This window comes from Acinetobacter sp. SFA (assembly GCF_001647535.1).
Lineage (GTDB): Bacteria > Pseudomonadota > Gammaproteobacteria > Pseudomonadales > Moraxellaceae > Acinetobacter > Acinetobacter pecorum.
In genome coordinates, this window is record NZ_LSZI01000001.1 from 314900 (window position 1) to 339539 (window position 24640).

Genomic DNA, 24640 nt, shown 5'->3' on the forward strand with positions numbered 1-24640 from the left:
CAAGGTGTGTAGTTATTGAAGCGAATCCTTGCTCCATCTGAATATTTTAGGTTTTAAGCAGGTGGCATGGTGTATTGATGCATGATGCTGGAGAAGTCCAGATGGGCATCACCTTCCTGACACAGTTGTTGATAGAGTTTCTGTACCATGCTGCCCAGAACCACCGGTTGATCCACCTGTTGCGCTGCATCGACCGCCAAACCTAAATCTTTGAGCATCAATTGTGCGGCAAAACCGTCGGTATAACCCCGCGATGACGGTGCATTGGCACAGATATCTGGCCATGGATTATAAATTTCAGAACTCCAGCAACGTCCAGTGGAACTGTTAATCACGCCAGCCAAGGCCTGTGGATCAATACCCAGTTTGGCTCCGAGCGCCATTCCTTCTGCAACAGCAGTCATGGAAATGCCCAGAATCAGGTTATTACAGATTTTTGCTACCTGTCCTGTTCCCACCGCCCCACAATGCACCAGATTTTTACCCATACAACCGAGAACCGGTTTGACGGCCTCAAAGGTGGCATCATCTGCACCGACCATAAAGGTTAAAGTGCCATCTTTGGCACCTAAAGTGCCGCCGGATACCGGCGCATCACAGACGCGAATCTGTTTGGACTGAGCTGCTGCAGCAATGTCCTGAATGGTTTGCGGGTCAATGGTGCTGCTGTCGATACACAAACTGCCCGATTGAAGTACCTCTAAAATACCATTTTCACCTAAATAGACTTCACGCACATGCTTGGCTGCGGGCAACATACTGACCACGATCTCCGCCTGCTTCGCGGCAGCTTGTGGACTGTCGCAGACTACACCGCCCGCTTCTGAAAAATGCTGTAAAGCCACTGCACTTAAGTCATAACCAAAAACCTGATGACCCGCCTTGAGCAGATTCTGCGCCATCGGACCACCCATGTTGCCTAAACCGATAAATGCAATCTTCATACTGATGCTCCTTAACGCAGACTGATTGTGGTATTCACACCACTATTTTCCTGATCATCTTCAAACCAGCGGCTGGTGATGGTTTTGGTCTGGGTATAGAACTGCACCGCCTGTTTGCCATAAGGACCTAGATCCCCCAGTTTTGAACCGCGTGAACCGGTAAAACTGAAGAAAGGCACAGGTACAGGAATTGGAATGTTAATGCCCACCTGACCGATATCAATCTGGTTCTGGAAGGTACGTGCCGTATTGCCATTTTGGGTAAACAGTCCAACGCCATTACCAAACGGATTGGCATTAATCAGTGCAATCGCCTGTTCCAAAGTATCGACATGCATGATCGCCAGTACCGGACCAAATACTTCTTCTTTATAAATGCGCATATCGGTCGTGACCTGATTAAAAATCGTTGGTCCGACAAAATTACCCTGTTCATAGCCTGGAACCTGCACATCACGGCCATCCAGCAGCATTTCAGCACCCTGTTCAACACCACTGTTAATTAAATCGATGACACGCGATTTGGCACGGGTTGAAATCACTGGTCCAACATCGGTATTCGGTTCATGCCCGGCATTTACCTTTAAGGTTTTGGTTTTATTGACCAGTTCATCGACCCAGTGCTTGGTCTCACCGACCATTACCGCCACGGAAAGTGCCATACAACGTTGACCTGCTGCGCCAAAAGCTGCACCGACCAAGGCATTTAAGGTTTGTTCTTTATTCGCATCTGGCATCACCACCACATGGTTTTTGGCGCCCATCATCGACTGCACACGTTTTCCGTGCTGGCCCGCGAGGTTATAGACATGCGTGCCGACTGCGGTCGAACCGACAAAAGAAATCGCTTTGATATCGCGATGGGTACACAATTGATCGACCACTTCTTTGCCGCCATGCACCACATTGAGCACACCCGCCGGTACACCTGCCTGAATCGCCAGTTCAACCAGCATCATGGTCGACAATGGATCCTGTTCAGAAGGCTTTAAGACAAAGGTATTGCCGCAGACAATCGCCATTGGGAACATCCAGAGTGGAATCATCGCCGGGAAGTTAAACGGCGTAATCCCTGCACAGACACCCAGTGGTTGCTGCAAGGTATAGGTATCGACACCGCGTGCCACGCCCTCAATATACTCACCCATCTGTAATGAACCGATTGAACAGGCATGCTCGACCACTTCCAGACCGCGCTGGATATCGCCTTCAGCATCGGCCAGGGTTTTGCCCTGTTCTGCAGTTAAGACCTGGGCAATACTTTTTAAATTGGTTCGAATCAGATCCTGCAGCTTCAGCATAATCCGCATACGTGCCTGAATCGGGGTTTGGCGCCAGCTAGCAAAGGCATTTTGTGCGGCAGCAATCGCAGCATTGACTTCTTCAGCAGTAGCAAAAGGCACCTGGCCCAAGACTTCCTGCGTCGCTGGATTGACAATATCTTTCCAATGACTGGTTTTTGATTCGACAAATTCACCATTAATCAGGAGTTTTGCGGTGGTGAATCCGGTGCTTTGCTGGGGATGAGAAATAGCGTTCATGATCGCTCCGTGCTGGTTTGTTATTGTCGTTGTGTGAGCCTTTAATGGCTTTTATTTAACGTATAATTTTTGCGCTGTTTTAGCAGACTAACAAAGAACACTTTGACCACCAATAGAAATTGATGCACGATGGTTGTGCAAATATGCACAGGGATTTAACAGGATGTTAAATAGAAAATGAAAGTAGATTGGGATCATTTACGCTTTTTTCTGGTTTTGGCACGTGCTAAAACGCTCACCAATGCCGCACGCTTGATCGGAGTGGAACACAGTACCGTAGCAAGGCGGATTCAAGCCCTCGAAAATACCCTAGGTACGCAACTATTCAAGCGTGAAGCGACAGGTTATGAACTGACTGCGGAAGGGCTGGCACTGGTGCCACGGGTCGAACAGATGGAACAGTCCTTTATCCAGATTGACAAGCGCCATAATCCCTTGCAGGGACGGGTCAGAATTGGTGCACCAGAAGGTTTTGGTACAGCATTTTTAGCTCGTCTTTTGGCAGAATTCTCCCAACATTATCCTTTGCTGACCATTGACCTGATTCCGGTGCCGAAGGCGATTAAACTTTCACATCGAGAAGCCGATATTGTGATTGCGATTGACCGGCCCAAATCTGGACCTTATATCATTACCCGACTGACCAATTACTGCCTGAAACTGTATGGCAGTCAGCATTATTTACAGCAAAATCCGGAAATTAAAAAACTGGAAGACCTCCAGCAGCACCGTTTTGTCGATTATATTGATGATCTGGTCTATAGCACTGCACTCTATTCGCTAGAGCGTCTTCCACTGCAAGTCAGTGCCTGTTTTCGCAGTAACAGCATTCTGGCGCAGGAAATTGCCGTGCGTGCAGGCGCTGGACTGGCCATTTTGCCGAAATTTCTGGTCAATGATAAAAGTGAACTGAAAGAGGTGCTGGGTCATCAGCTCAGTTTTACCCACACTTTCTGGATGCTAACGCTGGTCGATCTGCAACATGAACCAAAAATAAAACTGGTCTGGGATTTCCTGCGCAAGCAGGCTGATCTTCAGCAAGACCTGTTAATGGGCAGATGAATATTAAATACAACTGTGCTGTATATAGAGTCACCTCTTTAAGTTAAATCAACTGAATTAACAACGTATCGATACAGCAAATGAACGTATCACAACACTCCTGACCTTTGTGACTTGTTAAATTAACAGTCGATTATTCACGATGTTTAACGAGATACAGGAAAATAATATGAAAATCTTGATGGTACTGACTTCACATGACCAGCTGGGTGATACTGGCAAAAAAACCGGCTTCTGGCTGGAAGAACTGGCTGCACCCTATTACACCTTTGTTGATGCAGGCGCAGAGGTAGTTTTGGCATCTCCTGCAGGTGGTCAGCCACCACTAGATCCGAAAAGTAATGAGCCGGATGCGCAAACCGAAACCACCAAACGCTTTGAAGCAGATGAAGTGGCCATGCAGGCTCTTGCCAATACACATAAGTTGAGTGAAGTCTTAAATCAGGATTTTGATGCCGTGTTCTATCCGGGTGGTCATGGACCACTATGGGATCTGGCCAAAGACCAGAATTCCATTTCTTTAATTGAGCAAACCTTGCAGGCAGATAAACCTGTTGCGCTGGTCTGTCATGCACCAGGTGTACTGCGTGATGTGAAAGATGCCGAAGGCCGTTCGATTGTAGAAGGCAAGACAGTCACCGGTTTTAGTAATACCGAAGAAGACGGCGTGGGTTTGACAGACATTGTTCCGTTTTTAGTTGAAGACATGCTGAAAGAAAAAGGTGGGAAATATTCTAAAACTGAGGACTGGCAGGTATACGTGCAACAAGATGGTCTGCTCATTACTGGACAAAACCCCGCCTCTTCTGCTGCAACGGCTGAAGCTTTATTAAAATTATTAAAGTAGACATGATTCTAAAGTTTGTATTAAACCTTTAGAATCATTTTCTTTGAACAAGAAAAACCCTGAATAAGGCAATATTATTCAGGGTTTAATTTATCTATTTATTCCCAGATTTAGTTCGCTTCAACTGCCGTTGAGGCAATATGCTGAGCCAGTAATTCTCTGAGTTTAAATTTCTGGATTTTCCCGGATGGCGTCATCGGAATTTCAGCCCAGATCTCCAAACGTTCTGGAAGATATTGCATAGTCAGATTATGGGTTTTCAGGAACTCTACCAGTTCATTGAAGCTCAAAGGTTGAGCCGGATCTTTCAGCTTGATGATTGCACAGGCACGCTCGCCCATTCGCTCATCTGCATAAGCCACTAAAGCCACTGTTGCAATATTCGGATGTTTATACAGCAATGATTCAATTTCTGCGACCGGAATATTTTCCCCGCCCCGAATAATCACATCTTTCTTACGTCCACAAATCCGGATATAGCCCTGCTCGTCCTGATAGGCAATATCGCCAGTATCGAACCAACCTTCGGCATCTGTATCATTTAAATGGGGGCGTTTTAGATATCCGCCAAAATTTGAACAGGTACGGATCATCAAACGACCGGATTCATTCAGGGCTTTGCTCTGACCTTTTTTATCCACGATCTTGATTTCTACACCTGGTAAAGCGATGCCATCAGTATTGAAAGAGCGCTCATCTTCATCTTTAGGTCGGGTTAGCGTCACCGCACCACATTCAGTCATACCCCAGGCTGATATGACTTTAACACCCAGAATTTCCCGGGCTTTTTGCACCAATGGACCTGGAATGGGTGCGCCGGCACACAGGAAAATTTTCAGTGAATCAACCTTGTCATGCTGTTCCGCCACGGTATTGGACAGGTCATTCAAGAATGGGGTCGAGGCCATGGTGAAATTCACCTGATGCTGATGAATCAAATCTACGGCTTTGGCTACGTCCCAGACATCCTGTAACACCACTTTGGTATTCAGCTGAATTGGCATCATCAGGCCATACATAAAACCGGTCTGGTGCGCCATAGGTGACGCCATTAACACCACATCATTTTCAGTTAAATGTAGCCGCTTCGCATAAGGCACAATATTGGAAAATAAAGTATTGGCGGTATGCATCACCCCTTTCGGTTCACCGGTCGTGCCTGAGGTAAAGATCAGTTGGGTAATGTCATCCGGGCCAGATTCCAGTCCATCCAGCGCAGCAACTGCTGAAGCATCTTGTTCCAGTCCATGATTGAGCAACAGGCGATCAAAATTATTTTCGCCTTCACCATTGACCACCACTACATGCTTCAAGCTTTCCAGTTTGTTTTGCAGCTGATTGGCCAGCTGTTCATGATTAAAATTGCGGAACATTTTCGGTACAACAAAAACTTTGGATTCACCATGTTTGAGCATGAATTCCAGTTCACGTTCACGGAAGATCGGCATAAGCGGATTGAGCACGGCACCGATATGGCTACAAGCCAGGTAAAGCAAGGTAAGTTCCCACCAGTTCGGTAGCTGGCAAGACACCACGTCATTTTTTGCTACACCCAGCTGTTTCAGACCCAGCGCAATGTTATTGGTCATGTCCCAAAGCTGCTGATAGCTGAAAGTCTGTTCAGTTTGATTCTCAACCTTAACGCTTACCAACGCTATTTTGTCCGGATTCTTTTCTACGGCACTGCGTAAAAAATCGAGTATTGTCTGGTTTAACCAGTGTCCCTGTTTAAGCATAGCCTCTTTTCTGGCCGGGATCAGAACCGCATCGAAATCCATTCGCTTACTCCTCATTATAATTTTAGTTCAGGCCTGTGCTTATTTTCCTTAAGCTGGTACAGCCTTACGTCCTGCCTTATGCCGCGCAATAATCGTTTTCATGATTTGTGCTGTTCCATCACCGATCTGGAAACCGAGTACATCCCGCATCCGCTGTTCCATCACACCGCGATCGTAACCGGCATGACCAAAAGTCAACAGACATTGATGAATTACATCATAGGCCAGTTTTGGCCCCCACCATTTACACATGCCTGCTTCAGAGGTATGGGGCAGATGATTGTCTTTCAGCCATAAGGTTTGCAGGCAAAGTAAGCGTGCAGCTTCAACCTGAGTTTCGTATTCAGCGAGTGGATGCGAAACTCCCTGAAAAGCAGTCAATGGCTGACCAAAAGCTTCGCGTTGCGCGGCATATTCCCAGGCTTCATCCAGACTCACCCGGGCAACGGCCAAAACCTGTAAACCGATCAGAGCACGAGAAAAATCAAAGCCCTGCATCACCTGCACAAAACCTTTGTTTTCATCCCCTAGACGGTGATTGACTGGCACACGAACATTGTCAAAAAAGATTGAACCGCGACCGATCGCGCGCTGACCATGACAGTCAAAACGTGTGGTACAGATGCCCGGTAAATTCATCGGAACCAAGAGCGCTGTCACGCCATGCGCACCATCTTCATTGGCGCCAGTGCGGCCAAAAACCACCGAAGCATCTGCCTGATCGGCCGCAGAAATCGAAGTTTTTTCACCATTAATGACATATTCATCGCCATCACGTTCAATCTTTAAACGTAAATTCGCTGCATCTGAACCACCACGCGGCTCGGTCAAAGCTATTGAAAAGATAGCCTCGCCTGCAGTGAGTTTTTTCAGCCAAGGCTCAACTACTTCAGGCTGACCATGTTCGGCCAGAATCTGCCCATTTAGGGAAGCAAGCAGGTTGATATAGGAGAAACTTAAATCTGCCTTGGCAATCGCTTCATGGATAATTCCGGCAGCCAGTCTGCCCATGCCCTGACCGCCGTACTGTTCCGGAAGTTCAGGTGCAATAAAGCCCATTTCGCCCATCTTTTTGACCAGATCACGGTCAAAGACTCGGCTTTGATCACGTTCCAGAAAACCGGGAGCAATATATTTCTGGGCAAATTTTTCTGCCGTTTCTGCCAGAAACTCGAGTTCTTCAGTGATATAAGGATTCTTTTTCATGGATCAGTCTCCTTATTTGGCATATTTACGGAATTCAGGCTGACGTTTTTCTTTCAGTGCATTGACTCCCTCACGAGACTCTTCAGTATCATAATAAAGTTTCAGCGCATACATCCCCATGCCCGCAATACCTGCCTGATGCGCGGTATCCATATTGAAACTGCGTTTGGCAATTGCAATGGCAGTCGGACTACGCTGACAGATTTCTTCAGCCCAGGCCTGCACTTCGGCATCCAGTTGATCGGCCGGTACGCATTTATTCGCCAAACCCATTTCCACAGCTTCCTGACCAGAATAACGGCGGCACATATACCAGATTTCACGGGCTTTCTTTTCACCGACGACGCGTGCTAAAAACGCCGTGCCATAGCCCGGATCAACCGATCCCATTTTCGGACCAACCTGGCCAAAAATCGCTTTATCTGAACAGATGGTCAGGTCACAAATAGTTGCCAGCACATTGCCACCACCAATGGCATAGCCTTGTACGCGTGCAATTACCGGTTTAGGTACATCACGGATGGCGGTATGCAATTCTTCCATCGGCAAGCCAATCATTCCACGGCCATCATAATTGCCATCATGCGCGGACTGGTCACCACCTGTACAGAAAGCTTTCTCACCCGCGCCTGCCAGTACAATTGCGCCTACGTTACGGTCATAACCTGCTTTATTCAATGCCTTGATCAGTTCGTCACAGGTGGTACCACGGAAAGCATTCATTTTTTCTGGACGGTTAATTGTGATCCAGGCAACACCGTTTTTAACTTCATATAAGATATCTTCAAAATTCATTTTCTTTACATCCTGTACTGTTTTTATCTATCTGGTTGAACTGTGATTGTTATGAGATTTAATGATGATGTCCGTTTAACCGTTCATGGTTAAACCGCCAGAGACACTGAGTACCTGCCCGGTAATAAAGCTAGCATCATCACTCAAGAAAAAGGCAATGGCAGAAGCCAAATCATCCGGTTGACCCAAGCGACCCAGTGGAATGGCACGAATAAAGGCTTCACGTAATTTTTCCGGATTTGATGCGCCTTCAGTCACGCCTGCAAGCAAAGCCGTATCGGTGGGTCCCGGGCAAATCACATTAATTTTGATGTTATGACGTGAATGCTCACGTGCCAGCGTTTTAGAGAAAGATAACAAGCCGCCTTTACAGGCCGCATAGACTGCTTCACCTGAAGAACCGACCCGGGCTGCGTCAGAAGCAATATTGACAATGCTGCCGGAATTGCGTTCCACCATGCCTTTCAGCACTGCAAAATGCATATTCAGCATACCGACCAGATTAATCTGGATCAGTTTTTCCCATTCCTGCGGATTGGTTTTAACAAAAGGTTTAAAAATATCCCAGCCGGCATTGTTGACCAGTCCATCAATTGGACCGAGTTCAGTTTCAGTTTTTTGAACCGCCTGCTCAACCACATCACTTTGGGTAATATCACACTGAATTGCCAGTGCCTGACCGTATTGATTGATTTTATTCGCCAGCTTTTCAGCCGCTTCCAGATTCATATCAAAAATGGCGACTTTGGCGCCTTCCTCTGCCAGACGTCGGCAGGTGGCTGAACCAATTCCGCCTGCTCCGCCTGTCACAATCACAACCTTGTCTTTTAATCCTTTCATTGCTCATCCTTACGCTATTTTGTTGTCGAATTTAATCGGCTGTTGTTTTAATTCAGTGTGTTTTATCTAAAATAGAAAGAGATTGAATTTATGTCAACATATTTACATAAAATAATATTTATAAATTATTATTTATATATTTATCATTAACTTAATATTTTTATTTATTCAATGTATTGACCTATATTGGTTTTTGGCTTTAGATTAATTTGAATCCGACTTCACTCTAGGGCCAAATTATGTCTTTTGCATGACAGATAATTTATTCCTTTAAAATTAGGAAGAAAACCTTAGAGATTTGACGAGTGAGCGCAATGGAAGTGAGGAGAAAAAGAGAGATTTCCAAACCATAAAACTGATTGACTCAGAATTTAAATAGGAAAATTTCTGCAAAAACACTATGATTTTTAAAACAAATTATAATAGAAACTGGTTTGTGCGAAAAAGCGATAGGCTATACTCTGCGCGGCTCGGCTATTTCAGTTTTGAGGATGTCCAATATTGTGAGTGATACTTTGTCAAAAAAATATGATCAATCCTTATACTCTGCTCATAACCGGCTTTTTTTCCGGCTGTTTCAGGTGGGCAATAGCCTGGACCGAAAATGCCTCAATGAGCTGAAAATATCCCCAGTGCATTGGGCAGTACTGGGTGCTTTGTCCCGTCCAAAAGTTAAATCAGGAATGTCTTTTTCTGATCTGACTGAATATCTCGGGGTGAGCCGGCAAAACCTGGACGCAGTATTAAAACGGCTGGAACGTGATGGTCTGGTGGAGCGGGTCATTAGTGAACAGGACCGCCGCGCTAAAATTGTTGCGCTGACGGCTGAAGGCTTGGAAACATGGGACAACTTGCAAGCTGATTTCTTTGATTTTTATGGTCAGGCCTTAAATAAACTGGCCTTTGATGATGTGGTTACCCTGATTCATCTGCTCAATAAAGTAAATGATGGTTTGAAAAGTATTCATCTGCATAAAGAAGCAGATCAGGAGTAAACAAATAGAAATTCAGCTTTAATTGAAGAGTATAAAAAAAAGAGCCTGTATTCAGGCTCTTTTTTTGAAGTTGAAATTATGCTTTTTGTGGATCGTATTGACGGTCTTTGATGAATATCCCAGACACTGCCCCACACAAGAAATAAGCTCCACCCATAATCAGGAAGCCTAGGCCAATTGAACCACCGCTAGCTGCCGCGCCAATAATTGCAGGGGCAAACATGGCGCCGATACGACCTGCATTATAAGCACCGCCTACCGCAGTACCACGAATCGAGGTGGCGAAGCTTTCTGTCATATAAGTGGCATTAATCGCATATGGAATACCATACAGGAATCCAAAGAAAATTAGCAGATAGGCAATGTTATCTGGCGTATTGAATAGCACAATCACGGGCAGGAAAATCGCCGTTCCGATGGCACCAAAAGAAAAGACAGCGCGTCTACCCAGACGGTCTGCGGCAAAGCCCGCCAAAATTTTGCCGAAAATCATCGCCACATAAGTACCAATCATATAGCCGGCCATGAATTTAAAATTCATGTGCAATTCAGATTCCAGATATGCCGGCATCCAGTTGTTTACCCCATAATAGCCAAATTGCAGAAAACCGGCCGTAAAGATCCACAAAATAAACATTCTGCGATTCGCAGGATCCGCGAAAATCTCTTTGACTGTGCTTTTTTTGGCAGGTTGCTGTGCTGTGATTTCAGCTGGGGCATATAGAAGCTGCAAACGTGCACGCTGCCAGGATTCTGGCTCAGGAACCAGTTTCTGGATAAAAATCGCCATAACCGAGGGAATAATGGCAATAAAAAATAGGGTTCGCCAGCCATATTCCGGAATGATCCAGCCTGCTAGTACAGTGGCCACAATATAACCGACGGTCCATCCTGCCTGTAAGGTCCCTAAAACTGTGGTGCGATATTCAGTTGGAACATATTCAGCCATGAGCGTATTGGCTGCAATATATAAAGAGCCTATGCCGAAAGCAGACAGAAAGCGTAAAACAGCAAATTGTTCAAAGTTCTGTGCAAAGCCTAAGGCTGCGGTCAATATGGAAAATACCAGAATCGAAATGACTACGGTACGTACACGGCCCAGACGGTCACAGGCCCAGCCACCTATAAAGCCACCAATCGCCATACCTGCCAAGGTGAAACTGCCTAGTGTACCGGCCTGTAAATTACTTAAACCAAATTCTGCTTTCAGACTGTTTAAGCTGAAAGATAGCAGCAACATGTCCGCGCCATCTACCAGTAAAGCCAGAAAAGCGAAAATAAAAGCAATTTGCTGGGTTCGTTTGGTCGTCGGTTTAATCTTTTCTAATTCTCTAGCTAAATCCGTCATATTTAAATCTCTGTTTTCCTATCCTTAGGTTTTCATGATCTTTTTATATTTAAAGCTATTCCGCTAATGAATATGCTTTAAGGCTAATCCGTTTTTTATTCACTTGATTGACTCCTTTTTTAATCCTGTCTGGGAGATCCCTTTTTCCTTTTTATCAGTTAGCTCTTATTCCTCGTTCATGCTTATATTTGCATCAGGCTAAAGAAAATAAGATGAATATTCAATCATTTTAGATGTTTTATTTTGTTATACGAAATTTATTATCATAAAGTTGATTGTTCTTTCATTTTCATATAGCTTTAAAAAGAGGGATAAGAACGATATGTCATTTGAATAGGATCGAACAGGGAGCGTAATAATGGGTGCCTTAACAGGATTTCGTGTACTGGATTTAAGCCGGATTTTGGCTGGGCCCTGGTGTAGCCAGATTCTGGCTGATCTGGGTGCAGAAGTGATCAAGATTGAAAAACCGGATCATGGGGATGATACCCGTATCTGGGGACCACCCTGGCTTAAAAACAATCAGCAACAAGATACCCAGGAATCGGCTTATTACCTGTCAGCCAACCGTGGCAAGTACTCGGTTGCAATCGATTTATCTACACCTGAAGGTCAACGTATTATCAAAAAACTTGCTGAACAGAGTGATGTAGTCATTGAAAACTATAAAGCCGGTTCTTTGAAACGATATGGGCTGGATTATGAAAGTCTGAGTGAGCTAAATCCGCGACTGGTATATTGTTCTATTACTGGTTTTGGCCAAAACGGTCCGCGTGCGCAAGAGCCGGGCTATGATTTTATCGTTCAGGGAATGGGCGGCATGATGAGTGTCACTGGCGAACGTGATGACCTGCCCGGTGGTGGCCCGCAAAAAGCAGGTCTGGCCTTTGCCGATTTGACCACCGGCTTATATGCCGCAATTGCCATTCAGGCGGCTTTGTTGTCCCGTGAGAAAACCGGTGAAGGTCAATATATTGATATGGCGCTGTTAGATACCCAGGTTGCTTCCCTCTCTGTTCTGGCCATGAATTATCTCACCTCAGGCAAAGTCCCCGGTCGCTTCGGAAATGCACATGCCAATATTGTGCCCTATCAGGTGTTTAAAGCCCAGGAAGGTGAATTTATTATTGCCTGTGGCAACGATCTGCAATTCCAAGCTTTGTGTCAGGCCGTTGGTTTGGCTAAGGTGGCAGAAGATCCTCGCTTCTTGAAAAATTCAGGACGTGTTACACATCGTGAAGAACTGACCACAGTTCTACAGGCTCATTTCTATACTCGACCGGCAAAAACCTGGGTGGATCTGATTCATGCGGTTAAAGTACCGGTAGGAATGATCAATGACCTGAAACAGACTTTGCAAGAAGAACAGGTATTGACACGCGATATGGTGATTCAGATGCCGCATACCTTACGTGAAGATTACACCTCAATCGGTTCACCAATTAAACTCTCCAAGACACCGGTAGAATATAAAAAGGCCCCACCTTGTCTGGGTGAAGATACCGATGCCATTTTGAGTCAATATTTAAGCCCTGTTGAAATGGAAGAACTGAAAATCAAAAAAGTCATCCAGCAGCGATAAGCCTGCAAGCAGTAAAAAAGGAATCTTTCGATTCCTTTTTTATTTTAAATCTAATGGACTAGATCATTCCTTAACAGGCTTTGGCACTCGACTGAACAGTACGAGGCAGCTCGCGACGCAGAATTTTTCCTACTGCAGACTTTGGTAATCCAGCCACAAACTCAATGTATTTCGGCAATTTATAACTGGTCAGTTGCTGCCTCAGATAAGTCATGACTTCATCTTGGGTCAGATTTTCATCCTGTTTCACAATAAATGCCTTGGGTACCTGTCCAGATTTTTCATCATCAATACCAATCACTGCACATTCCAGTATTTTAGGATGTCTGGACAGTACGCCTTCCAGCTCATTGGGATAAACATTAAATCCGGATACCAGAATCATGTCTTTTTTTCGGTCCAGAATGGTGATATAGCCTTGTTCGTCCATACAACCGATATCACCTGTCAGGAAGAATCCATCTTTGGTAAATACCTGTGCTGTTGCTTCGGATTGCTGCCAGTATCCTTTCATCACCTGTGGACCACGTATGGCGATTTCTCCAGCCTGATTAAGCTCTACAGGTTTTCCTTCATCATTCAGAATCAGAATTTCAGTCCCTGCCAATGGCAAGCCAATCGTGCCACTAAATCGCCGGCTTAAAGGCGGGTTAAAAGTTGCAGTCGGTGATGTTTCAGAAAGTCCATAACCCTCATAAATCTGGCAGCCTGTGACCTCATGCCATAACTCAGCCGTATTTTTCAGAATAGATGCCCCTCCGCCGGTTGTGGTTTTCAGGCGTGAGTGATCGAGTTCACGAAAACGTGAATGATGCGCCAAGGCATTAAACATGGTATTCACCCCGGGGAAAACAGTGGGTGGATGTTTCTGGTATTGATCCGCCAAAGCATCCAGATCTCTCGGATTTGGAATCAAGACATTGGCGAAACCACGGCTTAAACCATAACTGAACAGGCAGATGGTAAATCCATAAATGTGATACAGCGGCAAGGCACAGAATACATATTCATTTTCAGTGGCATAACGGTCACCAAAATGGCTGATAAAAACGGTACTGTTCTGGGCGATATTGAATAAAATATTGCGATGGCTCAGTTCTGCACCTTTAGAAACACCTGTGGTTCCTCCCGTGTATTGCAGAATGACCGTATCTTCCTGATGCTGTACAGGCAGTTCAAAATCAATAATCTTTACCTGATTTATTGCCTGTCTAAAGTCAGAAAACTGTTTATCCGGATATTGTGCTGCCTGACTATAAATAGCACTTGGCTGCTCTTGAATAAAATCCAGCGGATGCGTCGAAATGACATATTTGAGTTGACGACATTCCTCTAATGCTGTTAATTGCTCCAAAGTCTGTCCCAGGATAATCAAGGCTTCTGCACCTGAATCCTGTAGCTGATGATAGAGCTCGCGCTGGGTGTACATGGGATTGACATTGACCAGCACATAACCGGCACGAATAATGGCAAAGGTCGCAATTGGATACTGAATAATATTGGGTAACATCACGGCAATACGGCTGCCAGCAGTCAGCCCAAGACTCTGTAAATAGCTTGCCAGTTTCTGGCTATACATATCGATATCGTGATAGCTGAATTTACGATCCAGATAAATAAATGCGGTTTTATCCTGAAATTTCACCAAATTCTCAGCAATTGTCGTGCTCAGCGTTTTCTCAGGATCTGGCCGGGTAAACTCCGGATTGATATTCCACTTTTTATATTCTTCCATCCATGGCTGACTGCTCATGACTATACTCCTGTCCTGGATTTACAATTATTTTGTATTATTTAAACCATAAGAGTTTGATTTTAATTAAATATTTTTAAACCACTTTCTGCTGTCTCGATTCAACATACTTGTAGTGATAACCGCTACGAATAAAATGCTGATTTTTATCCCTAAATGAATGAGCATAATCAGGCCAGACCAAAGTCAGCTTGCGACTGACCGGGTCCAGATACCAGCTTTTACAGCTTTCCGATAACCAGACACTACCTTGGGAAAGCTGCTGTAGCTCCTGCATATAGCTATTTTCAGCTTCTTGATCTGCTTCAAAGACCTGAATCTGTTGCTGCTCAAAAAACTGCAAGGCATCCAGCACCAGATCAAACTGGGTTTCCAGAAAATAAAGTGCTGAATTATGTCCACTGCCTGTATTTGGCCCATTCAGGATGAACAGGTTTGGAAAGTTGTGTACGGTCGTTGACTGATAACCCTGCATACCACTGGACCATTGCTGCTCCAGGCTTAAACCCTGTTTACCTACCACCTTCGCGGCATAAGGTGGACGTGCCGCTTCAAATCCGGTGGCAAATACGATGATATCTGCAAAAAATTTATTTCCAGCCTGGCTTAATACACCGTCTTTCGTAACTTCTGCCAATGCTGAATCTTCAAGTGTGACATGCGGTTTTAAAAAGGTTGGATAATAATCATTAGAAAGCAATAAGCGCTTACAACCAGGTTCATAATTCGGCGTGAGTTTGTGCTGTAATTCAGGATCTGAAATCTGATGTTTTAAGAATTGCAGGCAGTTTTTCTTGACCCGCTCAAACTGGCTTTTCAGATTACGGCGCTGGGCAAAATTGTATTCATTGCCCCAAAACAAGGAATGTCTTAAGGCTGACATACTGTCCGGATCTTTGCGGAAAAGCTGTTTTTCTGACTCAGAATAAGGTCGGTCTGGTCGGGGCAAAATATATGGTGCACTACGTTGCAAGACGGTCAGGTTTTTTGCTGTTTTGGCAATTTCCGGCACAAGCTGAACGGCTGAAGCCCCTGAACCCACCACAACGACATGCTGGTTCTCCAAACTTATCTGATGATTCCAGCGTGCTGAATGCATGACCTGGCCTTCAAATTCTTCCAGCCCCGGAATTTGCGGGAGATGCTCATCTGCCAGATGTCCGGTTGCGGTAATTAAGATCTCAGCCTGATACAAACCTTTAGAGGTGTGAATTTCCCAGATACGTTCTTTAGCATTCCAACTGGCTCTTTCCAATTGGGTGTGAAAATCAATATGGGGCCGGATTTTTTCCTGATCACAGCATTGAATTAAATATCGCTGAATTTCTGCCCCTTGCGGAAACACACGTGACCAGTCCGGATTTTTAATAAAAGAGAAAGAATATAAGTGGGAAGGTACATCACAGGCGACCCCGGGATAGGTATTGTCACGCCAGGTGCCGCCCACTTCTGCTGCACGTTCAATGATTTTAAAATCGTGGATGCCCTGCTGTTTAAGGCGGATTGCCATTCCCAAACCACCAAAACCACTGCCTACAATTAGAATCTTGCTGCGCTGTCCTTGAGCTTGCATTATTTATCTCCTTTAAGGCATATAAGGCTGGATTTTTTGATTCACCGGATATTGTTCTGGATGCTGGCTAAACTGGTTGACCAGTTGCACCACTTCGGCTGGTGCTTCGATATAGAGCGCATGTCCTGAAGAAATTTCGATATAGCGACTGTTCGAAATTGAAGCAAACAGCAGTTTTGCTTGGGCTACAGGCACCATGCGGTCTTCACGACAGGCAACGACTAGAGTTTCTGCACAGATGTCAGATAAAGCTGACGTAATATCAATGCGATAATTCAGTTCCCGCTGTTTGGCTGCATCCTGGGAAGGTTTAACAAAGCGTGCCAGATCCAACACCTGCTGTTCGCTTCGTGCAGACAGATAATCATCGCTATACAGGCAATAATTGACAAAATGCGGCAAGGCAGCAGATTGATCATTAAATAACTGTTGCCAGATCGTGGTACGCAGTTGTTGGACTGAACTGGTTTTTGCCCAACCGGCTAACAGGATCAAACGCGCTACGCGCTGTTTTAAACTGGCTGCTACTTGTGCAGCAATCACAGCACCGAGTGAATAGCCTACCACTGTAATGGTTTCATCTTCTGCAACTGCATGCTGAATCAGTGCTTCAACCTGTTGGCTAAAATGGGTCACCGCCAGATCGGCGTTATCTGGGGTATGCAAATCAATGGATAAAACCCGCTGATGAATACCCAACATCGGAAAAATATAGCTGAAATGCTTGTCGGTATTTCCACCGGTGCCATGAATCAGAATAATGGTGGGAAATGCAGAACGCTGTCCGACTTCATGAAAAGTAAGCTGCAGATCAGCATAGGGACACTGTCGAGTAATCATGTCTAAATCCATATAGACTCCTGATCTTGTTGTTTTATGGTTTATTCAACACCCGAGAATAAATCTAAATATTTGAATTGGGTTAGGATGCAAAAATTATTAAAAAAAGACCCACGACACGAGTATCGTGGGTCAAAAGGTTTAATCGAATTTGAACTCTTCAGGCTCAAGTAAAAACAGGCTTTCACCACCCGCCTGAATATTGGCAAGGTGGGTTGAGGTTCTTGGCAAAATACGTGCAAAGAAGAATTGTGCAGTTTTGATCTTGGCTGCATAGAACGGATCAGTATTGCCTTCTTCAATTTTCTGTTGCGCAGTAATTGCCATTTTCAGCCACAGATAAGCGGACACGACATAACCAGAGAAATATAGGTAGTCAACTGATGCTGCCCCAATTTCATTGGCAGACTGCTGAGCCTGTGCCTGAATGGTTCTGGTTAATTCCAGCCATTGTTCAGTCAACTGGCTGACTTGTGCAACTTGCTGGCTAAACTGGGCATATTGTTGCTCTTTTATAAAGCCCTGAATTTCATCAGTCAATGCGGTCAGCAGACCCAGTTTTGAACTCAGCACTTTACGCGCCAGTAAATCAATAGACTGAATTTCAGTGGTTCCTTCATAAAGGCTGGCAATACGGGCATCACGGGCAATCTGTTCCATGCCATGTTCAGCAATATAACCGTGACCACCGAAAACCTGCATACCATGTTTAGCCGCTTCTATGCCGGTTTCAGTCATTAATGCTTTGGCAATTGGGGTTAATAATGCCAGACGATCCTCTGCTGCTTTCTTCTCTTCAGGATTATCCGTTGCTTCAGCAATATCGGCATAGGTCGCCAGATAATATGCCAGTGCACGTGAACCTTCTGCAAACACCTTTTGAGTCAGCAGCATGTTACGTACTGCGGGATGCACGATAATCGGATCTGCAGGCTGGCCTGGCGCTTTTGCACCTTCAAGTGAACGCATCGCCAGACGGTCTTTGGCATAAGCCAATGCCCCCTGATAAGAAGATTCTGCTGCTGCCAAGCCTTGAATGGCTGTACCGATACGTGCCGAGTTCATAAAGGTAAACATGCAATTCAGGCCGCGATTTTCAGGCCCAATCAGGAAACCTTTGGCATTATCAAAATTCAGCACACAGGTCGCATTGCCGTGAATGCCCATCTTGTGTTCAATGGCGCTACACACCACACCATTACGGGAAGCTACATTGCCAGCTTCATCCAGATTGTATTTAGGAACAATAAACAGTGAAATACCCTTGGTTCCCGCAGGTGCATCTGGCAAACGTGCCAGTACGATATGCACGATATTTTCAGCCAGATCATGTTCACCGGCTGAGATAAAGATTTTCTCACCACTGAGGCTGTAACTGCCGTCTTCATTTGGCACTGCTTTGGTACGGATTAAACCTAGGTCAGAACCGGCATGAGATTCAGTCAAACACATGGTTCCAGTCCAGCGGCCTGCAATTAAAGGTACCAGGAATTTCTGTTTCTGTTCATCGCTACCGTGGTGCTCTAAAGTACGCATGGCACCATGGGACAGGCCTGGGTACATGCCCCAAGACCAGTTGGTTGCAGTAATAATTTCAGAAATAGCAATCCGGTATAAAGTTGGGAAGCCCTGACCGCCATATTGTTCATCACCGGTTAAAGAGGTAAAGCCAAGTTCTACATATTTGTCATAAGCCGCTTTAAACCCATCTGGAGTAGTTACGACACCATCCTGCAAACGGCAACCCTGCTGGTCGCCTATCGCATTAATCGGTAGAAGTTCGTTTTGGCAAAAGTCCGCAGCAACTTCCAGATATTGCTCCATAATATCCATAGAAACCTTGTCAGCGAATTTTGCATAGCCCTGATATTTCTGTTCAACGTTTAACAGGTCTTTTAGGACAAACTTCATGTCTTTTAATGGCGCAATATAATTTCTCATCGTAATTCCCTTGTATGAGTTCTAATTTGTATATTTATGACAATTAATTTCATAATACGAAATTATGTTTTAAATCCACTATAATATAATTTAAAGAATAAAATCTAGTCATTCGATGAAATTTCCCATTTAAAAATAAAAATTATACAGGATGAAAAAAAAGCCATTCATGATGGAATGGCTTTTCTATTCAGCGACTGCCCTAAAGTTGATTAACGTGGAAAAAATTGAGCTAAACGTTGCTGAACAATTTGCTCTGCTTCCTGCATGATATTATCGATCAGCGCCTGACAAGTCGGAATGTCATGAATCAATCCCATCACTTGGCCTGCAGTCAGTACGCCTGCATCAATATCGCCATTTTCTAAAGCAAGCTTGCCTTTTAGGCCACTGACATAGGGACGAATCTGTTCAAATTCCAGATCTGGATCTTCACTCATTTTAACCACTAGATCAGATACTGCATTTTTGGCAACACGGGCAGTATTCCTGAACTGTCGATACAGCAGATGTGTCGCCCTTTCATCATTATCGACATAGAACTGCTTGATGTTTGGATGGATCGGCGCTTCCTGAGTGGCACAAAAGCGTGTACCCATATTGATGCCTTCAGCACCTAAAGCCAAAGCTGCGACCAGACCACGGCCATCAGCAAAACCGCCACTGGCCACAATCGGCACAGTGAGCTGATCAGCAGCGGCAGGAATTAAAATCAGGCCAGGAATATCGTCTTCACCCGGATGGCCCGCACATTCAAAACCATCAATCGAAATAACATCCGCACCAATTCTTTGTGCTGAAAGCGCATGACGAACGGAAGTACATTTATGAATGACAATAATGCCATGTTGCTTAAATGCCTCAATATGTTCATGAGGCTTGTTGCCTGCTGTTTCTACGATCTTGATACCGCTTTCAATGATCGCCTGTCGGTATTCTGCATATGGCGGCGGATTTACAGCGGGCAATAAAGTCAGATTGACTGCAAAAGGCTGATCGGTCATTTCTCGGCAGCGTGCAATTTCCTTGACCAGGGCTTCAGGCGTCGGTTGAGTCAATGCCGTTAATGTTCCCAAGCCACCAGCATTAGATACAGCACTGGCCATTTCTGCGGTACCAACCCACATCATGCCGCCTTGAATAATCGGATAGCGAATGCCTAAAAGCTCGGTAATACGCGTTTGAATTTTCATGAATGCTCTCCTTAGCATCCGGTAAATTGTGCAGGGCGTTTTTCGATAAAAGCCTGGACACCTTCTTTGTAGTCCTGACTGCTCAGAGCCAGATATTGCAGGTTTTGTTCTAACTCCAGTTGCTGGTCTATGTTATTTTCAGCACTGCGTTGCAAGGCCTGTTTGGTTAAAGCCAGCGCATAAGTCGGCTGTTGAGCTAATCGCTGTGCAATGTCATCGATATAAATATCAAATTCTGTATCTGGAAGCATTTTCCAGATCATGCCCATTTTAGCGGCCTCTTTGGCATGCACCGGTTCCCCCAGAAAAGTGAGTGCCATGGCACGTGCATAACCGATTAAACGTGGCAACATCCAGGTGCCACCGGCATCAGGAATCAAGCCAATTTTAGAAAAGGCCTGAATAAATCGGGCACTTTCCTTGGCAATGACCAGATCACAGGCCAGCGCGATATTGGCACCTGCACCGGCAGCCACACCATTCACTGCTGCGATTACCGGTTTGGGACTCTGGCGGATCAGGTTAATCAAGGGATTATAGTATTTGGCCAGTGAGCCTTGCGGTGGCAAAGGCACATTGCCGAGCTGTCCAGCACGTTCTTTTAAATCCTGTCCCGCTGAAAACGCCCGGCCATTACCGCGAATCACAATCACCCGAATATCCGGATCTGTATTCCAGTTTTTCAGCACCTGCTGCACTTCCTCATGCATTTGCCGGTTAAAACTGTTGAGTGAATCCGGGCGGTTAAAGCTTAAGGTTGCGACGCCTTGCTGAACCTGAGTTTGAATCGTTTCCCACATCATCAATTTCCTTATTTTTTGCCTGTATCCCTACAATTAATAGCCTTTATTGACATCTACCTGATGGCATAAATCCAGCCCGAGATTTAAGCGTCGGTCATTTTCCAGAATCTGTTCCACCACCACAGACATGGGCGCATGTGAGGCGACATGTGGTGTAACAACGATCTTTTCATGCTGCCAGAATGGATGTTCAGCAGCTAATGGCTCCTCTTCAAATACGTCGACAATTGCACCACGTAACTGGCCGGAATCCAGTGCATTGAGTAGATCCTGCTCGATTAAATGCTGCCCACGCCCCACCTGAATAAGAGCAGCTTGGTCGGGTAATTTTTTAAATAGCTGTTCAGATAAGATGCCAGTATTGTCTGCAGTTAAAGGCATTAAATTAATCAAAATCTGGCTATGGGCCAAAAACTCGGAAAGCTGTTCTTGGCCTACATAGCTTTTGACCTGAGCAATCTCTTTTGGGGAATTGGACCATCCAGACACCTGATAGCCCATGTCGGCAAAACGTTTTGCCACATAACCACCCATATGGCCAAGGCCCATAATCCCGATCTGGATATGATGACTATAACTTTGACGATACTGTTTCCATAGCTGCTGCTTTTGCTGCTGGATCATGCGGTCAAAATAACGCTGAAAATACAGCACACCCCAAAGCAGATAATCAAACATGCCCTTTTGATGATGTGGATCCAGTACCCGGCAGACTGACTGGTCAGCTCTAATCTCGTTTAAATTTAAATGTTCGACTCCTGCAGCAATCGAATGAATCAGACCAAGTTCTGGAAGTTGCCGGAGTTTTTCCAGATCTGGAAACCACGAAGCTGCTGTGGTCGCCTGTTCAGCTTCCGGGCTGTCCAGTGTACAAAAACTGCCCTCAGGCGCATATTTCTGAAAAGACTTCACCAGAATGGCTTCAATATTCGGCACAGTACTGGATATCACAATCATGATGCATACTCCGTATATTGATGCTCAATCAGGGATAACGCAGCCTGCCAGGCACGCTGTAAAATCGGTTCAACTAAAGGACTGGCGAACTGCTTGGCAGTTTTAATTCGTACATCTTCACTTGGATAATGCAGTTCGGCACCGCCACTTAAGGCCTTCACCTGCGCCTGACAGGCACGCTCCAGAAAATAGATTTCATGAAAAGCCCGTGCAATCGTTTCGCCAGCCGTTAAAAGTCCGTGATTGCGTAAAATCATGGCGCGATGGCCGCCTAGGTCCTCAATCAGGCGTTCCTGTTCATCTGTTGACAATGCAACGCCCTCATATTCGTGATAGGCCACCTGCTGATAAAATTTCAACGCATGCTGGGAAATGGGAAGAAGTCCGTGTTTCTGTGCAGAAACTGCTATGCCATCTGCGGTATGCGTATGAATGACACAGTTCAGATGAGCATGTGCTTCATGAATTGCGGAGTGGATGACGAAGCCCGCCATATTCACCGGCTTGTCCTGTTCATAGCTTTCTACGACCTGCCCTTCATGATTAATCTTCACCAGCGTTGAAGCACACATTTTTTCAAAAGCGACACCATACTGATTAATCAGAAAACAGTCAGGTTGATCGGGAACTCTTAAACTGATGTGAGTATCGATCAGGTCCGTCATCCGGTAATGCGCGATAATGCGATAAAGCGCTGCGAGTTCACAACGTGCCTGCCATTCAGCATCTGTGACGAGATTTTTTATTGTCATCATTCCATCCTGGAAAAATATAGCATTTCGATCATTATCTGTTATATCATAATTCTAGAAAAACAGAATATTATTTCATAAAGCGAAATAAATCGTTACAAGGAGTGGATATGCCCACATCACAATTAAACGGACTTGAATATCTCACCGCAATTAAAAATGGGGAAATTCCCAGCTCAGCCATGAGTGAAATTATTCCCATGCGTCTGACCTTGGTGCGCGAAAACTATGTGGAATATGAGGTGCGTCCTGATCAGCGCCATTACAATTTACAGGGTGGAATTCATGGCGGCTTTTGTGCAACGGTTCTAGATAGTGCCACTGGCGCTGCCGTGCATACGACATTAGATGCAGGTGTCAGTTTCTCGACCATTGACCTGAATGTCAAAATGCTGAAAGCGATGAAAAGCGGCGAAACTTATACAGCTATTGGTGAAGTCATCCGGATCGGGCGTAATGTACTGACCTCAGAAGGCCGAATTATCGATAAAGAAGGTAAAGTTTATGCATTTGGTTCAGCGACTTTATTAGTCACTGCCCGTAAGTAAATCATTACACTGATGTAATCAATCCCTGCATGTGCAGGGATTTTTATTTTGAAAGAAAAATCCCAATAAAAAAATGCCATGCATATCACATATACATGGTATTTAGGTGATGACTTAAGATGTTGCAGCTTCAGGGTTTTCAATCACCATCGCCAGGCCTTGACCCAGACCAATACACAGACTGATCACGGCATATTTTTTACCGGTACGCTGTAACTGACGTGCAACGGTTAAAGCTAAACGCGCACCCGAACAGCCCAGTGGATGACCAATGGCAATCGCACCACCATTTGGATTGACACGCGGATCATCCAAAGCGACATCCAGACCTTTCAGGCAAGATAATACCTGACTGGCAAAGGCTTCATTAATCTCGATGATATCCATATCGTCTAGCGTCAAACCCGCACGCTGTACTGCCTTTTTAATCGCTTCAATTGGGCCTGCTCCCATGATGCGTGGCTCAATGCCAGCGGCTGCAGAAGACAGGATACGAGCGAGAGGTTTTAAGCCATACAGTTCCTGCACTTTTTCACTGCCGATAATCAGTGCTGCAGCGCCGTCATTGATACCTGATGCATTACCCGCTGTTACTACACCACCTTCGAAAAGCGGTTTTAACTTGGATAAAGCTTCAAATGTTGAAGAAGCACGTGGATGCTCATCCTCAGTAATTTGTTTAGGCGGCAATTTGCGTCCTTGAGAAACTTCAATCGGGGTAATTTCACCTTCAAAGAAACCTGCTTCTTTCGCTGCCTGATATTTTGCCTGTGATGCAGCAGCAAAGGTATCAGCCTGTTCACGGCTAATACCGAATTCTTCAGCCACGTTATCACCTGTTTCAGGCATGCTGTGCGCGCCAAACTGATCCGTAAATTTACGGTTCGGGAAACGGGTACCAATCGTGGTGTCATAAATTTTGGCATCACGTGAATAAGCACTCTCTGCTTTACCCATTACAAAAGGTGCGCGGGTCATGCTTTCTACGCCACCGGCAATGTACAACTCGCCTTCACCTGCAGTAATGGCACGTGCCGAATCAATCACAGCACCGAGACCTGATGCACATAAGCGGTTTACCGTCTGACCCGGAACTGTTACCGGCATACCTGCTAACAATGCTGCAAAACGTGCCACATTACGGCTGTCTTCACCGGCCTGATTGGTACTACCAAAAATTACATCCTCTACATCTGCTGCCGGAATACCGGTTTTTTCCAGCAGGTTTTTAATTACGGTCGCTGCCAGATCATCTGGGCGTACGCTTGATAGACTTCCTGCATGGCGACCGATTGGTGAACGTAAACCATCATAAATATATGCATTTAACATGAGTGTTATT

21 protein-coding genes are annotated in these 24640 nt (G+C 45.2%); 5 read left to right on the plus strand and 16 right to left on the minus strand.

Annotated features, from left to right (window positions below; genetic code table 11):
- Window positions 1-53: 53 nt before the first annotated feature.
- Both mmsB and AY607_RS01480 read right to left on the minus strand, forming a co-directional pair.
- The gene (gene mmsB, locus AY607_RS01475) at window positions 54-944 is read right to left on the minus strand and encodes a 3-hydroxyisobutyrate dehydrogenase (RefSeq protein ID WP_064096793.1); all 891 of its coding nucleotides are present in this window, start codon (window positions 942-944) and stop codon (window positions 54-56) included.
- 11 nt (window positions 945-955) lie between these two features.
- The gene (locus AY607_RS01480; protein WP_064101538.1) at window positions 956-2485 is read right to left on the minus strand and encodes a CoA-acylating methylmalonate-semialdehyde dehydrogenase; all 1530 of its coding nucleotides are present in this window, start codon (window positions 2483-2485) and stop codon (window positions 956-958) included.
- Between the two features lie 177 nt (window positions 2486-2662).
- On the opposite strand from AY607_RS01480, the gene AY607_RS01485 reads away from it, so the two are divergent.
- Together AY607_RS01485 and AY607_RS01490 are read left to right on the plus strand one after the other, a co-directional pair.
- Window positions 2663-3547, plus strand: a complete 885-nt coding sequence (locus tag AY607_RS01485) for a LysR family transcriptional regulator (protein ID WP_064101539.1) — start codon at window positions 2663-2665, stop codon at window positions 3545-3547.
- Window positions 3548-3716: 169 nt separating this feature from the next.
- A complete protein-coding gene (locus AY607_RS01490; RefSeq protein WP_064101540.1) occupies window positions 3717-4394 on the plus strand; it encodes a type 1 glutamine amidotransferase domain-containing protein in 678 nt (225 codons plus the stop codon).
- A gap of 110 nt (window positions 4395-4504) precedes the next feature.
- Here AY607_RS01490 and aliA read toward each other — a convergent pair whose 3' ends face one another.
- From aliA to badH, 4 genes are all read right to left on the minus strand, one after another.
- Window positions 4505-6172: a cyclohexanecarboxylate-CoA ligase gene (aliA, locus tag AY607_RS01495; RefSeq protein WP_064101541.1), complete on the minus strand. Its 1668-nt coding sequence runs from the start codon at window positions 6170-6172 to the stop codon at window positions 4505-4507.
- Window positions 6173-6220: 48 nt separating this feature from the next.
- Window positions 6221-7378, minus strand: a complete 1158-nt coding sequence (gene aliB / locus AY607_RS01500) for a cyclohexanecarboxyl-CoA dehydrogenase (protein WP_064101542.1) — start codon at window positions 7376-7378, stop codon at window positions 6221-6223.
- A gap of 12 nt (window positions 7379-7390) precedes the next feature.
- A complete protein-coding gene (gene badI / locus AY607_RS01505) occupies window positions 7391-8173 on the minus strand; it encodes a 2-ketocyclohexanecarboxyl-CoA hydrolase (protein ID WP_064101543.1) in 783 nt (260 codons plus the stop codon).
- 75 nt (window positions 8174-8248) lie between these two features.
- Window positions 8249-9013 carry a 2-hydroxycyclohexanecarboxyl-CoA dehydrogenase gene (badH, locus tag AY607_RS01510; RefSeq protein ID WP_064101544.1) on the minus strand — a complete coding sequence of 255 codons (765 nt, stop codon included), beginning with the start codon at window positions 9011-9013 and terminating at the stop codon, window positions 8249-8251.
- Between the two features lie 503 nt (window positions 9014-9516).
- On the opposite strand from badH, the gene AY607_RS01515 reads away from it, so the two are divergent.
- Window positions 9517-10008 (plus strand): MarR family winged helix-turn-helix transcriptional regulator, encoded by a 492-nt coding sequence (locus tag AY607_RS01515; RefSeq protein WP_064101545.1) that lies wholly within the window; start codon window positions 9517-9519, stop codon window positions 10006-10008.
- Window positions 10009-10084: 76 nt separating this feature from the next.
- Here the strand turns inward: AY607_RS01515 and AY607_RS01520 are convergent, their stop codons facing one another.
- Window positions 10085-11356 carry an MFS transporter gene (locus tag AY607_RS01520; protein WP_064101546.1) on the minus strand — a complete coding sequence of 424 codons (1272 nt, stop codon included), beginning with the start codon at window positions 11354-11356 and terminating at the stop codon, window positions 10085-10087.
- Between the two features lie 358 nt (window positions 11357-11714).
- On the opposite strand from AY607_RS01520, the gene AY607_RS01525 reads away from it, so the two are divergent.
- Window positions 11715-12938, plus strand: a complete 1224-nt coding sequence (locus AY607_RS01525; protein ID WP_064101547.1) for a CaiB/BaiF CoA transferase family protein — start codon at window positions 11715-11717, stop codon at window positions 12936-12938.
- Between the two features lie 70 nt (window positions 12939-13008).
- On the opposite strand, the gene AY607_RS01530 is transcribed toward AY607_RS01525, so the two are convergent.
- The 8 genes from AY607_RS01530 to AY607_RS01565 all read right to left on the minus strand — a co-directional run bounded on the left by AY607_RS01530 (window position 13009) and on the right by AY607_RS01565 (window position 22750).
- A complete protein-coding gene (locus AY607_RS01530) occupies window positions 13009-14691 on the minus strand; it encodes an AMP-binding protein (protein ID WP_064101548.1) in 1683 nt (560 codons plus the stop codon).
- A 76-nt stretch (window positions 14692-14767) separates the two neighbouring features.
- A complete protein-coding gene (locus AY607_RS01535; RefSeq protein WP_064101549.1) occupies window positions 14768-16264 on the minus strand; it encodes a flavin-containing monooxygenase in 1497 nt (498 codons plus the stop codon).
- A 12-nt stretch (window positions 16265-16276) separates the two neighbouring features.
- Complete coding sequence (locus AY607_RS01540; RefSeq protein ID WP_064101550.1) at window positions 16277-17116, minus strand: alpha/beta fold hydrolase; 840 nt, start codon at window positions 17114-17116, stop codon at window positions 16277-16279.
- A 129-nt stretch (window positions 17117-17245) separates the two neighbouring features.
- A complete protein-coding gene (locus AY607_RS01545; protein WP_064101551.1) occupies window positions 17246-19045 on the minus strand; it encodes an acyl-CoA dehydrogenase C-terminal domain-containing protein in 1800 nt (599 codons plus the stop codon).
- Window positions 19046-19257: 212 nt separating this feature from the next.
- Complete coding sequence (locus tag AY607_RS01550) at window positions 19258-20238, minus strand: NAD(P)H-dependent flavin oxidoreductase (RefSeq protein WP_064096779.1); 981 nt, start codon at window positions 20236-20238, stop codon at window positions 19258-19260.
- An 11-nt stretch (window positions 20239-20249) separates the two neighbouring features.
- Complete coding sequence (locus tag AY607_RS01555; RefSeq protein WP_081408782.1) at window positions 20250-21038, minus strand: enoyl-CoA hydratase-related protein; 789 nt, start codon at window positions 21036-21038, stop codon at window positions 20250-20252.
- Window positions 21039-21074: 36 nt separating this feature from the next.
- A complete protein-coding gene (locus AY607_RS01560) occupies window positions 21075-21998 on the minus strand; it encodes a 2-hydroxyacid dehydrogenase (protein ID WP_064096777.1) in 924 nt (307 codons plus the stop codon).
- A complete protein-coding gene (locus AY607_RS01565; protein WP_064101553.1) occupies window positions 21995-22750 on the minus strand; it encodes a class II aldolase/adducin family protein in 756 nt (251 codons plus the stop codon). The genes AY607_RS01560 and AY607_RS01565 overlap by 4 nt, the downstream gene beginning before the upstream one ends.
- 110 nt (window positions 22751-22860) lie before the next feature.
- Here AY607_RS01565 and AY607_RS01570 point away from each other — a divergent pair, with 110 nt between their 5' ends.
- Window positions 22861-23298 carry a PaaI family thioesterase gene (locus AY607_RS01570; protein ID WP_064101554.1) on the plus strand — a complete coding sequence of 146 codons (438 nt, stop codon included), beginning with the start codon at window positions 22861-22863 and terminating at the stop codon, window positions 23296-23298.
- Between the two features lie 114 nt (window positions 23299-23412).
- Here AY607_RS01570 and AY607_RS01575 read toward each other — a convergent pair whose 3' ends face one another.
- Window positions 23413-24630 (minus strand): 3-oxoadipyl-CoA thiolase, encoded by a 1218-nt coding sequence (locus AY607_RS01575; RefSeq protein ID WP_064101555.1) that lies wholly within the window; start codon window positions 24628-24630, stop codon window positions 23413-23415.
- Window positions 24631-24640 lie beyond the last annotated feature (10 nt).

Bases quoted from the DNA above. Each gene is read 5' to 3' on its own strand.
- AY607_RS01575 (WP_064101555.1), bottom strand. From the start codon at position 24,630: ATGTTAAATGCATATATTTATGATGGTTTACGTTCACCAATCGGTCGC.
- AY607_RS01565 (WP_064101553.1), bottom strand. From the start codon at position 22,750: ATGACAATAAAAAATCTCGTCACAGATGCTGAATGGCAGGCACGTTGT.
- AY607_RS01545 (WP_064101551.1), bottom strand. From the start codon at position 19,045: ATGAGAAATTATATTGCGCCATTAAAAGACATGAAGTTTGTCCTAAAA.
- AY607_RS01570 (WP_064101554.1), top strand. From the start codon at position 22,861: ATGCCCACATCACAATTAAACGGACTTGAATATCTCACCGCAATTAAA.
- aliB (WP_064101542.1), bottom strand. From the start codon at position 7,378: ATGAAAAAGAATCCTTATATCACTGAAGAACTCGAGTTTCTGGCAGAA.
- AY607_RS01525 (WP_064101547.1), top strand. From the start codon at position 11,715: ATGGGTGCCTTAACAGGATTTCGTGTACTGGATTTAAGCCGGATTTTG.
- AY607_RS01540 (WP_064101550.1), bottom strand. From the start codon at position 17,116: ATGGATTTAGACATGATTACTCGACAGTGTCCCTATGCTGATCTGCAG.
- AY607_RS01535 (WP_064101549.1), bottom strand. From the start codon at position 16,264: ATGCAAGCTCAAGGACAGCGCAGCAAGATTCTAATTGTAGGCAGTGGT.
- badH (WP_064101544.1), bottom strand. From the start codon at position 9,013: ATGAAAGGATTAAAAGACAAGGTTGTGATTGTGACAGGCGGAGCAGGC.
- AY607_RS01555 (WP_081408782.1), bottom strand. From the start codon at position 21,038: ATGTGGGAAACGATTCAAACTCAGGTTCAGCAAGGCGTCGCAACCTTA.
- AY607_RS01520 (WP_064101546.1), bottom strand. From the start codon at position 11,356: ATGACGGATTTAGCTAGAGAATTAGAAAAGATTAAACCGACGACCAAA.
- AY607_RS01485 (WP_064101539.1), top strand. From the start codon at position 2,663: ATGAAAGTAGATTGGGATCATTTACGCTTTTTTCTGGTTTTGGCACGT.
- aliA (WP_064101541.1), bottom strand. From the start codon at position 6,172: ATGGATTTCGATGCGGTTCTGATCCCGGCCAGAAAAGAGGCTATGCTT.
- AY607_RS01530 (WP_064101548.1), bottom strand. From the start codon at position 14,691: ATGAGCAGTCAGCCATGGATGGAAGAATATAAAAAGTGGAATATCAAT.
- badI (WP_064101543.1), bottom strand. From the start codon at position 8,173: ATGAATTTTGAAGATATCTTATATGAAGTTAAAAACGGTGTTGCCTGG.
- AY607_RS01480 (WP_064101538.1), bottom strand. From the start codon at position 2,485: ATGAACGCTATTTCTCATCCCCAGCAAAGCACCGGATTCACCACCGCA.
- mmsB (WP_064096793.1), bottom strand. From the start codon at position 944: ATGAAGATTGCATTTATCGGTTTAGGCAACATGGGTGGTCCGATGGCG.
- AY607_RS01490 (WP_064101540.1), top strand. From the start codon at position 3,717: ATGAAAATCTTGATGGTACTGACTTCACATGACCAGCTGGGTGATACT.
- AY607_RS01550 (WP_064096779.1), bottom strand. From the start codon at position 20,238: ATGAAAATTCAAACGCGTATTACCGAGCTTTTAGGCATTCGCTATCCG.
- AY607_RS01560 (WP_064096777.1), bottom strand. From the start codon at position 21,998: ATGATTGTGATATCCAGTACTGTGCCGAATATTGAAGCCATTCTGGTG.